This window comes from Vibrio sp. V03_P4A6T147 (assembly GCF_002241085.1).
Taxonomy (GTDB): Bacteria; Pseudomonadota; Gammaproteobacteria; order Enterobacterales; family Vibrionaceae; genus Vibrio; species Vibrio anguillarum.
The window spans coordinates 1-9317 of record NZ_NDIO01000333.1 but is presented as its reverse complement, the minus strand read 5'-3'; the positions used below and the strand labels follow the sequence as shown (position 1 = coordinate 9317).

Sequence of the window (9317 nt, the reverse complement as noted above, 5' to 3'; positions counted from 1 at the left end):
TTGAGAGGCAATACACTTCTGTTCTACACATTAACTATACCCAAATAACTTGAAGTTGCAGGTAGGCGGCAAGTGAGTACTGTAATAATTAACAAGCAACAAAAAAGCGCTAATCGCATGACGATTAACGCTTTCCATTTCATTGTATCAGTCGGTTATTACTGCCTACTTTGGCACTACCAACCAAAAAATGATTAATGTGAACCGCAGCTGCCGCCACCGCAACAACCTTCTTTTTTCTCACCATGGTCATGGCCTTCACCACCACAGCAACCACCTTCATGATCATGATCGTGGTCATGGTCGTGGCCATGTCCACAGCCACCAGCTTGGTGAATGTGACCATGTTGGATCTCTTCTTCAGTTGCAGCGCGAATCGCAACGACTTCTACATCAAACGTTAATGTTTGGCCAGCCAACATGTGGTTACCATCAACTACCACTTCGTCACCATCCACTTCCGTGATTTCAACTGGAATTTGGCCTTGGTCAGTATCCGCTAGAAAACGCATACCCACTTCAATTTCATCAACGCCTTGGAAAACTTCAGCAGGTACACGTTGTACAAGCTCATCGTTGTATTCACCGTACGCTTCTTCAGGAGCGATAGTTGCTGTGAACTTATCGCCCACAACTTTTCCTTCTAACTCATTTTCAAGGCCAGTGATTAGATTGTTGTGACCGTGAAGGTAATCTAGTGGTGCATCAACTGTTGATTGGTCTACGACTGCACCATCTTCCAATACTAATTGGTAGGCTAGGCTTACAACCACGTTCTTTTCAATTTTCATAACAACTCCAAGGAGGTTTGTTCCTAGGTTGTCATCTTCAAACCTAAGAAATCGATCGGTATGAGGCGTATTATGAAGATCTATTCCAGAAACTCAATTATTCTGGTTTAAAAATCCCGATCATCTCTTGCCGAGCATGTTCACTTTTTTCTACGGATTTGGGCTTTCGCTGCTCATGGTAGTCGCACTCGACACACTCAACGAGCTCTATGTTGTTTTCAACCCACCAGCGCAGAGTATCTTGTGACTGACAACTTGGGCACTTTGCACCGGCAATAAAGCGTTTTTTCTGTTTCACGTTACATCCTACAACTGAATATTGATTGGCGTTATTTTTCCCAATAATGACGAGATTGGCGATCATTATCCATTTCACGCCCAAATATTTCTTCCAGCTCTTTACGTGCCTCTTTGGCGCGCAGTGCGAGTTGTTTGTCTTGGTTATGTTGCGGTAGCAGCTCTTTGAGCATCGCATTATCGAGTTTTCTAAAATGTGCTTCGGCGCGCTTGGCTTGGTAAGGGTGCATGCCCAATTCGACCAGTACTTGTCGGCCGAGGTCCAAAGCGCCTAAGAAAGTTTCCCGCGAGTATTTATCGACCCCATGGCTGAGTAACTGATACGCCTCTACCCGGCTACGAGCGCGAGCTAAGATCTTTAACTGCGGGAAATGGTGCTGACAAAGCTCGACAATTTTCATCACTTCATCGGGCGCATCAGTACAGATGACAATCGCCTCAGCTTCTTCTGCACCCGCGGCGCGCAACAGTTCAAGTTGAGTCGCATCACCATAAAAAACGTTATAACCGTACTCTCTCAATAATTTAATTTGACTGGCATCGCTTTCTAATACGGTAATTTTAATCTTATTGGCGTACATCAAACGCCCTACAATTTGCCCAAAACGGCCAAAACCCGCAATGATGATTTGCGGCTGTTTATTGACGACATCGGAATGCATCTCATCGTCACTGCTGAGGTTCAATTTTCGCGCAAACCATTTGTCCTGAATCGTCAGTAATAAAGGTGTGGTGACCATCGACAGACTGACCACAACGAGCAAAAAGGCCACTTGATCCTGTGATAGCACACCCTGTGCGCTTGCCGCAGTGAAAATCACGAACGCGAACTCGCCGCCTTGGCTGAGGATCGCCGCCATTTTGCTGCGTGCTTTAGAACGCGTACCCGATAAACGTGCGAGGAGATAAAGGATTCCTCCTTTCAGCACCACTAGACCTAATACAGCCGCCAACACTTGCAGCGGCGCTTGCGCCAATAAGCCCAAATTAACCGCCATTCCAACGGCAATAAAAAATAGCCCGAGCAATAACCCTTTAAACGGTTCAATCGCGATCTCAAGTTCATGGCGAAATTCACTTTCTGCCAGCAACACACCAGCAAGGAAAGTACCGAGCGCCATTGACAAGCCAAGCTGCTGCATTAACAGTGCAATCCCAATCACCAACAGCAAGGCGGCAACGGTAAAAAGTTCACGCACACCACTGGTCACAATATAACGAAACAGCGGGCTCAATAGAAAATGCCCCCCGACCAGCAAAGCGGTAATGCCACCCAACATCCAAATCACATCTAACCAGCTTCCACCGGCGTTGCCTGCCAGTAAAGGCAAAAAGGCCAACATCGGGATGACAGCGATATCTTGAAAAAGCAGTACCGCAAAACCAGACTGGCCAGCTTCACTGCGTGTTAGCCCTTGCTCTTCAATTACGCGTAATGCGATTGCTGTCGAAGAGAGCGCAAGGCCCATACCAATCACTAAACTACTTTGCCAGTTAACGCCTAATAGATAAGCAATACTGGCGATGACTAAGGTACTTACCACTACCTGCGCGCCACCCAAACCAAGGATCGGCCCACGCATCTGCCATAATTTTTTGGGGTTTAATTCCAGCCCAATCAGAAACAGCAGCAGCACCACGCCAAATTCAGCAAAGTGTAATATGGCTTGCACATCACTGATTAAACCCAGCCCCCAAGGGCCTATGGCTACACCAGCTAACAAATAGCCGAGCACCGAACCCAGCCCTGCACGCTGAGCAATCGGTACGGCCACCACAGCCGCGGTTAAAAACACCACGCTGCTTTGTAAAAAATCACCGCTTAACGCCATCAAGCTCTCCTTGTGTGGCCAGTGGGTGTTGCAACCAGTGTCGATAATGCTCAGCGTGTTGATAGCGCTCCATATCACTCACATTACGTGACCAGTAGAGAACTAACGGTTCCATCCAGTTCATACAACACAGAGCCGCGGTTAATTCAAATGGTTGGAGAATTTGATCCAGTGGGTATTTGTTGTAGCCCCGCTCATCAAACGCTTCTTTTTTTCCGCCCGTGGTGATGACGCTACGCCAGTATTTACCATGCAACGCCGTCTGTCCGCCGAAGGCAAACCCTTTGGCAAGTACGCGATCAAACCACTCTTTGAGTAGCGCTGGGCAGGAATACATATAAAGAGGGTGTTGAAACACAATCACATCATGCTCAAGTAGTTTTTGCTGCTCTGCGTGCACATCGATAAAAAAATCGGGATAGGTTGCATACAAGTCATGCACAGTGACGTGGGAAAGTGACGCAATATTGTGCAGCATAGTTTGATTGGCGATGGAGTTTAATGGCTCAGGATGCGCATAAATCACCAATATTTTAGGTGTAATTTGGTCAGGCATGACGGTGGTGGACATTTTTGTCTGCGCTCCCAATAGTTATCAATATGTTATTAAGCATAATAACGCAATTTGCATAATGATCGACATTTATCCTTATTGCCCCTACTATTCCACGCGATAACGTCTCGATATGAAAAATAGATTTTTATGATTACCTTCTCTGATATTCAATTACTGCGCGGCGGTAAACCGCTCCTTGAAAAGGCCTCTGCAACTATCCAGCCGGGCGATAAAGTTGGCCTAGTAGGCAAAAATGGCTGTGGCAAATCAACGCTCTTTGCCCTACTCAAAGATGAGCTGTCTATTGACGCTGGCTCCTTCAGTAAACCAGCTCACTGGGAACTGGCTTGGGTTGCCCAAGAAACTCCGGCTCTTGATCGCAATGCGATTGAATATGTCATCGATGGCGATCGTGAATATCGTGAATTAGAACGACGCCTCAGCGTTGCTGAAGAGGCAGACCAAGGAACCTTGGTTGCAGAGCTGCATGGAAAAATTGAAACCATCGGCGGATACAGTATTCGCGCCCGCGCTTCTGAACTGCTTGATGGTTTGGGGTTTAGCCAAGAGCAGATGGGATGGAGTTTAACGCAATTTTCGGGTGGTTGGCGGATGCGCTTAAACTTAGCGCAAGCGCTGTTGTGCCGCTCGGATTTACTGCTGCTTGATGAACCAACCAACCACTTGGATTTGGACGCCGTCATGTGGCTTGAACGTTGGTTACAAAACTATCCCGGCACCTTGATCTTGATTTCCCATGACCGCGATTTTCTTGATCCGATCGTCGGACGCATCATCCATATCGAAAATCAAGCCATGAACGAATACACCGGAAACTACTCATCGTTTGAAAATCAACGGGCGCAAAAACTGATCTTGCAACAAGCCATGTACCAGAAGCAGCAAAAACAGATGGTGCACATGCAAAGCTACATCGACCGTTTCCGCTACAAGGCCTCCAAAGCTCGCCAAGCACAAAGTCGTATCAAAGCGTTGGAACGAATGGAAAAAGTGCTGCCAGCTCAATTTGATAACCCATTTAATTTCGAATTTCGAGAGCCTTCGGCACTGCCTAACCCAATCATGATGATGGACGAAGTCTACGCCGGGTATGGTGAACGTTTAATTTTAGAAAAAATTCGCCTCAACCTTGTACCGGGAAGCCGTATTGGATTACTCGGGCGTAACGGTGCGGGTAAATCAACATTAATTAAATTACTCTCCGGTGAGTTAAAACCGCAAGGCGGCGATCTCACTTATTCGCAAGGTGTAAAGATTGGTTACTTTGCCCAGCATCAGTTAGAAACACTGCATCCAGAAGAGACCCCTCTGCAGCACATGATGCAAATTGCCCCGGATAAAAACGAACTTGAGCTGCGTAATTATCTGGGTAGTTTTGGTTTCCAAGGCGACAAAGCGCTAGAGAAAATCGCTCCGTTTTCCGGGGGTGAAAAGGCTCGCTTAGTGCTTGCGCTAATTGTGTGGCAAAAACCGAACTTGCTGCTGCTTGATGAACCCACCAACCACTTAGACTTGGATATGCGTCAAGCCCTAACGTTTGCCCTGCAAACCTTTGAAGGCGCGATGGTCATCGTCAGCCATGATCGCTATCTACTGCGCGCAACCACCGATGACTTGTACTTGGTGCACGATCGTCAAGTCGCGCCTTTCGATGGGGATTTGACCGACTACTACAAGTGGCTGACAGAACAACAGAAAGCGGAACGTAGAGAAGTTCAATCTCAGCAACCTGCCAAAGACAGTAGCAACAGTGCCGCAGCCAAAAAAGATCAAAAGCGCCGAGAAGCGGAATTTCGCATCCAAACCGCACCAATTCGCAAAAAACTGACACAACTCGAAGCGAAAATGGACACATTGAATGCGGCACTGGCGCAAACTGAAGCGCAATTGTCTGATACTTCGCTGTATGAAGCCGAAAACAAAGCTAAACTTACCGAAGTGATTGCGCTTCAAGCTCGCAGTAAATCGGCACTTGAAGCGATCGAAATGGAATGGATGTCGGAACAAGAGACACTCGAACAACTAGAGCAGGAATTCAGTCGCTAAGATGAGCCAAGAGCACGTACGATTATCTCTGACCTTAGAACGCTTATGGCAATTCAGTTTGCAATACTACAGCGTGCGAGAAGTGAAAGAGGCGTGCTTAAGTTTACAAAATAACTTCCACGGCAACGTCAACTTATTGCTGCTACTCAAATGGCTTGATGAGCAACAAGTGACGGTTGCCGATGCTGACTGGCAAAATGTCACTCAATGTATCGGCCGTTCAGAAGCGCTGCTGCACAGTTACCGAGAGTTAAGACGACGTTTGAAAAGCATGGTGCCAGATACGCTGTACCGCGAGGCGCTGCAATTTGAGCTGCAGCTTGAAAAGCAGCAGCAAGCTGACCTCGTGGAATGTATCAACGCATTGGCATTGCAGAATAACCATGGTGAACAATTAACGCTGCGTTACTGTCGCCAGCTTGGCTGTGAGCATTTGCATCTCGCTTTTAAAACCCCGGCGCCTCATTCTCAAAAACCGTAACTACATCAATTGCTCGCTCGGTGTATACTGGTCGCAATTCATAAAAATAATACGCTATGGTTATGACTCCATTTATCGCTGCTACTGGACTAACAAATCCACACCTTCAGACTCTGCTTCCTCGTTTGTTGCGCAAACGCGCACGTTTTGAGCCGCTGTGGCAAACGCTGTTTACACCTGATGGTGATTTTTTAGACCTTGCTTGGAGTGATGATTGGCGCTCAGAGCGAGTACAAAATAAACCCCTATTTATCTTGTTTCATGGCTTAGAAGGCAGTTTTCATAGCCCGTATGCCAATGGCTTAATGTACGCCTTCGCACAGCAGGGGTGGTTATCGGTCATGATGCATTTTCGCGGCTGTAGCGGCAAACCGAACCATTTGGCACGCGCTTACCATTCTGGTGAGGTTGAAGATGCACGCTTTGTGCTCGAATACATACGCAAGCAATGCCCGAATAGACCTATCGTCGCGGTGGGCATTTCTCTTGGCGGCAATATGTTGGTTAATTACTTAGCGCAATATAATCACGACCCGATCGTTAGCGCGGCAACCGTTGTCTCCGCTCCGCTCGATCTGGCAGCGTGTTCCACACGTATTGAACAGGGATTTTCAAAGGTTTATCGCGCTTACTTACTGACATCATTGAAAAAAAATGCACTAAAGAAACAGCATCTTTTACATAATGAGTTAGGTATTTCTAACCATCAAATTAAACACATCAAAAAACTTTACGAATTTGACAATCTCATCACCGCGCCTTTGCATGGTTTTCAAGATGCGCAGGATTACTACCAGCAGTGCTCAGGCCTTTCAAAGCTGACACAAATTCGCGTGCCGCTACAAATCATTCAAGCGCAAGATGATCCCTTTATGACAGATGCCGTGATCCCCAAATTTTCCTTACCAGAGAACATCCATTACCGCTTATTTACCCAAGGTGGCCATGTCGGTTTTCTCAGCGGTAGCGCGCTTAAGCCTAAATTTTGGCTCGAAGAAGCACTTCCAACCTATTACGAAAACCTGCGTCACGGCAACCCTATTGACCATCAATGCAACGCATGATTAATCACATATCGCTTTAAATCGATACCCTTTTCTCCATGACAGTTTAAGAGGTCGTCATGCTTATTCCTTGGCAGCACATTGCGCCTGAAACACTGGATAATTTGATTGAAACGTTTGTATTACGCGAAGGTACTGATTACGGAGAGCAGGAAGTACCATTGCAGCAAAAAATCGAGCAAATAAAGAAACAGCTCGCAACAGGGGAGGCGATCATCGTCTATTCTGAGTTGCATGAAAGTGTGGATATTCAATTGCGTAAATAATTTCAGCTCAAAACAATCTACTCTTTTCGTGCTATATTGCAGCCATCGATAACAAGTACGTTACATACAGACAGGGTTTGTCATGTCAGCAAAACATCCAATTATCGCTGTCACCGGCTCGTCCGGTGCCGGTACAACTACGACCTCAGAAGCCTTTCGCAAAATGTTCAATATGATGAACATTAAACCAGCATGGGTTGAAGGGGATAGCTTCCATCGCTTTACACGGCCAGAAATGGATGTGGAAATTCGTAAAGCGCGCGAACAAGGGAAGCACATCAGCTACTTTGGCCCACAAGCCAATGATTTTCCTGCATTGGAAGAATTTTTCCGCCAATATGGGAAATTAGGCACAGGCCAAGTTCGCCGCTATCTACACTCTTTTGACGAAGCTGTGCCCTACAATCAAATGCCCGGCACCTTTACACCTTGGCAAGATTTACCAGACAACTCGGATGTGATGTTTTACGAAGGTCTGCATGGCGGTGTAGTCGATGGCGATGTAAACGTCGCGCAGCATGTCGATTTTTTGATAGGCATGGTGCCAATCGTTAACCTTGAGTGGATACAAAAGTACGTGCGTGATACTCGTGATCGAGGCCATTCACGTGAAGCGGTGATGGATTCCATCGTCCGTTCGATGGATGATTACCTCAATTACATCACCCCCCAATTCTCACGAACTCACATCAACTTCCAACGGGTACCGACGGTTGATACTTCAAACCCACTTAACGCCAAGGGCATCCCTAGTTTGGATGAAAGCTTCGTCGTGATCCGCCTGCGCGGCATAAAGAATGTTGATTTCCCCTATCTGCTCGCCATGATTGATGGCTCTTTTATGTCGCGCCACAACACCATTGTGGTACCGGGTGGCAAGATGAGTTTTGCGATGGAATTGATCGTCAGACCGATCCTGCAGCAATTGATTGAAACAGGTAAAATTGGCTAAGTGATCGGACAAGTTGACGGTTACTTTTCATACCGTGATCATGTGCACAGTTTTGCGTAAAAAATCATGCCACTGACACGATTAAAATCAAGAAATCGTTTCTGAAAAAGGATACTATCCTTAACCGAAACACAAGTTAGCTTGCAGCATTTGGAAAGTGCTCTTATCCTAGTAAGCTTATTTTAGGCTTAGCTACAATATGGAAAGCGGCAAGCGTACCCTGCAGAGGAAGTGAGATATTATGGTTCTAGGTAAACCTCAAACCGATCCAACACTAGAGTGGTTTCTTTCACACTGTCATATTCATAAATACCCATCGAAAAGCACGTTGATTCATGCGGGCGAAAAAGCAGAGACGCTGTACTACATCGTCAAAGGCTCGGTAGCGGTATTGATTAAAGACGAAGAAGGTAAAGAGATGATCCTCTCTTACCTCAACCAAGGTGACTTTATCGGTGAACTTGGTCTATTCGAAGAAGACCAAGAGCGTACTGCTTGGGTTCGTGCAAAATCTCCTTGTGAAGTTGCGGAAATTTCATTTAAGAAATTCCGTCAGCTTATCCAAGTGAACCCAGACATCTTAATGCGTCTGTCTGCACAAATTTCTCGACGTCTACAAGTCACCAGTCAAAAAGTGGGTGATTTAGCCTTCCTAGACGTGACGGGTCGTATTGCACAAACGCTACTCAACCTAGCGAAACAACCTGATGCAATGACGCACCCAGATGGCATGCAAATCAAAATCACCCGTCAAGAGATCGGCCAAATTGTAGGCTGTTCTCGTGAAACTGTAGGACGTATTTTGAAGATGCTCGAAGAGCAGAATTTAATTTCTGCCCACGGTAAAACCATCGTGGTGTACGGAACTCGTTAATTTTCAAACGCAAACACCTTGATTAAAGAGCCAGTTTTACTGGCTCTTTTTTTTTCGCCAACTCTTTGAATTATTTCCATTCGCTTAAATTATCTCTCATCCGTTCATCACTTAAAAAAATCTGAACTATACTAATT

Annotated in this window: 10 protein-coding genes; 6 read left to right on the top strand and 4 right to left on the bottom strand. The window is 46.2% G+C overall.

Going from position 1 to position 9317, the window contains the following annotated elements; all coding sequences use genetic code 11:
* Nucleotides 1-194: 194 nt before the first annotated feature.
* From slyD to kefG, 4 genes are all read right to left on the bottom strand, one after another.
* The gene (slyD, locus tag B9J84_RS13025; protein WP_013855912.1) at nt 195-791 is read right to left on the bottom strand and encodes a peptidylprolyl isomerase; all 597 of its coding nucleotides are present in this window, start codon (nt 789-791) and stop codon (nt 195-197) included.
* A gap of 97 nt (nt 792-888) precedes the next feature.
* Nucleotides 889-1089 carry a YheV family putative zinc ribbon protein gene (locus tag B9J84_RS13020; protein ID WP_010318749.1) on the bottom strand — a complete coding sequence of 67 codons (201 nt, stop codon included), beginning with the start codon at nt 1087-1089 and terminating at the stop codon, nt 889-891.
* A 31-nt stretch (nt 1090-1120) separates the two neighbouring features.
* Complete coding sequence (gene kefB, locus B9J84_RS13015) at nt 1121-2920, bottom strand: glutathione-regulated potassium-efflux system protein KefB (RefSeq protein ID WP_094124311.1); 1800 nt, start codon at nt 2918-2920, stop codon at nt 1121-1123.
* Complete coding sequence (gene kefG, locus B9J84_RS13010; protein WP_174223808.1) at nt 2904-3491, bottom strand: glutathione-regulated potassium-efflux system ancillary protein KefG; 588 nt, start codon at nt 3489-3491, stop codon at nt 2904-2906. Before kefG ends, kefB begins: the two co-directional genes overlap by 17 nt.
* Before the next feature lie 132 nt (nt 3492-3623).
* Between kefG and B9J84_RS13005 the strand changes: the two genes are divergently transcribed.
* From B9J84_RS13005 to crp, 6 genes are all read left to right on the top strand, one after another.
* Complete coding sequence (locus tag B9J84_RS13005; protein WP_094124310.1) at nt 3624-5543, top strand: ABC transporter ATP-binding protein; 1920 nt, start codon at nt 3624-3626, stop codon at nt 5541-5543.
* Nucleotide 5544: 1 nt separating this feature from the next.
* On the top strand, nt 5545-6024 hold the full coding sequence (locus B9J84_RS13000) for a TIGR02444 family protein (RefSeq protein WP_010318745.1): 480 nt from the start codon (nt 5545-5547) through the stop codon (nt 6022-6024).
* Nucleotides 6025-6080: 56 nt separating this feature from the next.
* Nucleotides 6081-7088 carry a hydrolase gene (locus tag B9J84_RS12995; RefSeq protein ID WP_094124309.1) on the top strand — a complete coding sequence of 336 codons (1008 nt, stop codon included), beginning with the start codon at nt 6081-6083 and terminating at the stop codon, nt 7086-7088.
* 59 nt (nt 7089-7147) lie between these two features.
* Nucleotides 7148-7354 carry a YheU family protein gene (locus B9J84_RS12990; protein ID WP_010318743.1) on the top strand — a complete coding sequence of 69 codons (207 nt, stop codon included), beginning with the start codon at nt 7148-7150 and terminating at the stop codon, nt 7352-7354.
* Between the two features lie 82 nt (nt 7355-7436).
* The gene (locus B9J84_RS12985) at nt 7437-8306 is read left to right on the top strand and encodes a phosphoribulokinase (RefSeq protein WP_017046747.1); all 870 of its coding nucleotides are present in this window, start codon (nt 7437-7439) and stop codon (nt 8304-8306) included.
* Between the two features lie 241 nt (nt 8307-8547).
* Nucleotides 8548-9180, top strand: coding sequence for a cAMP-activated global transcriptional regulator CRP (gene crp, locus B9J84_RS12980; RefSeq protein ID WP_010318741.1), 633 nt, complete (start codon nt 8548-8550; stop codon nt 9178-9180).
* The last annotated feature ends 137 nt before the right edge of the window (nt 9181-9317 follow it).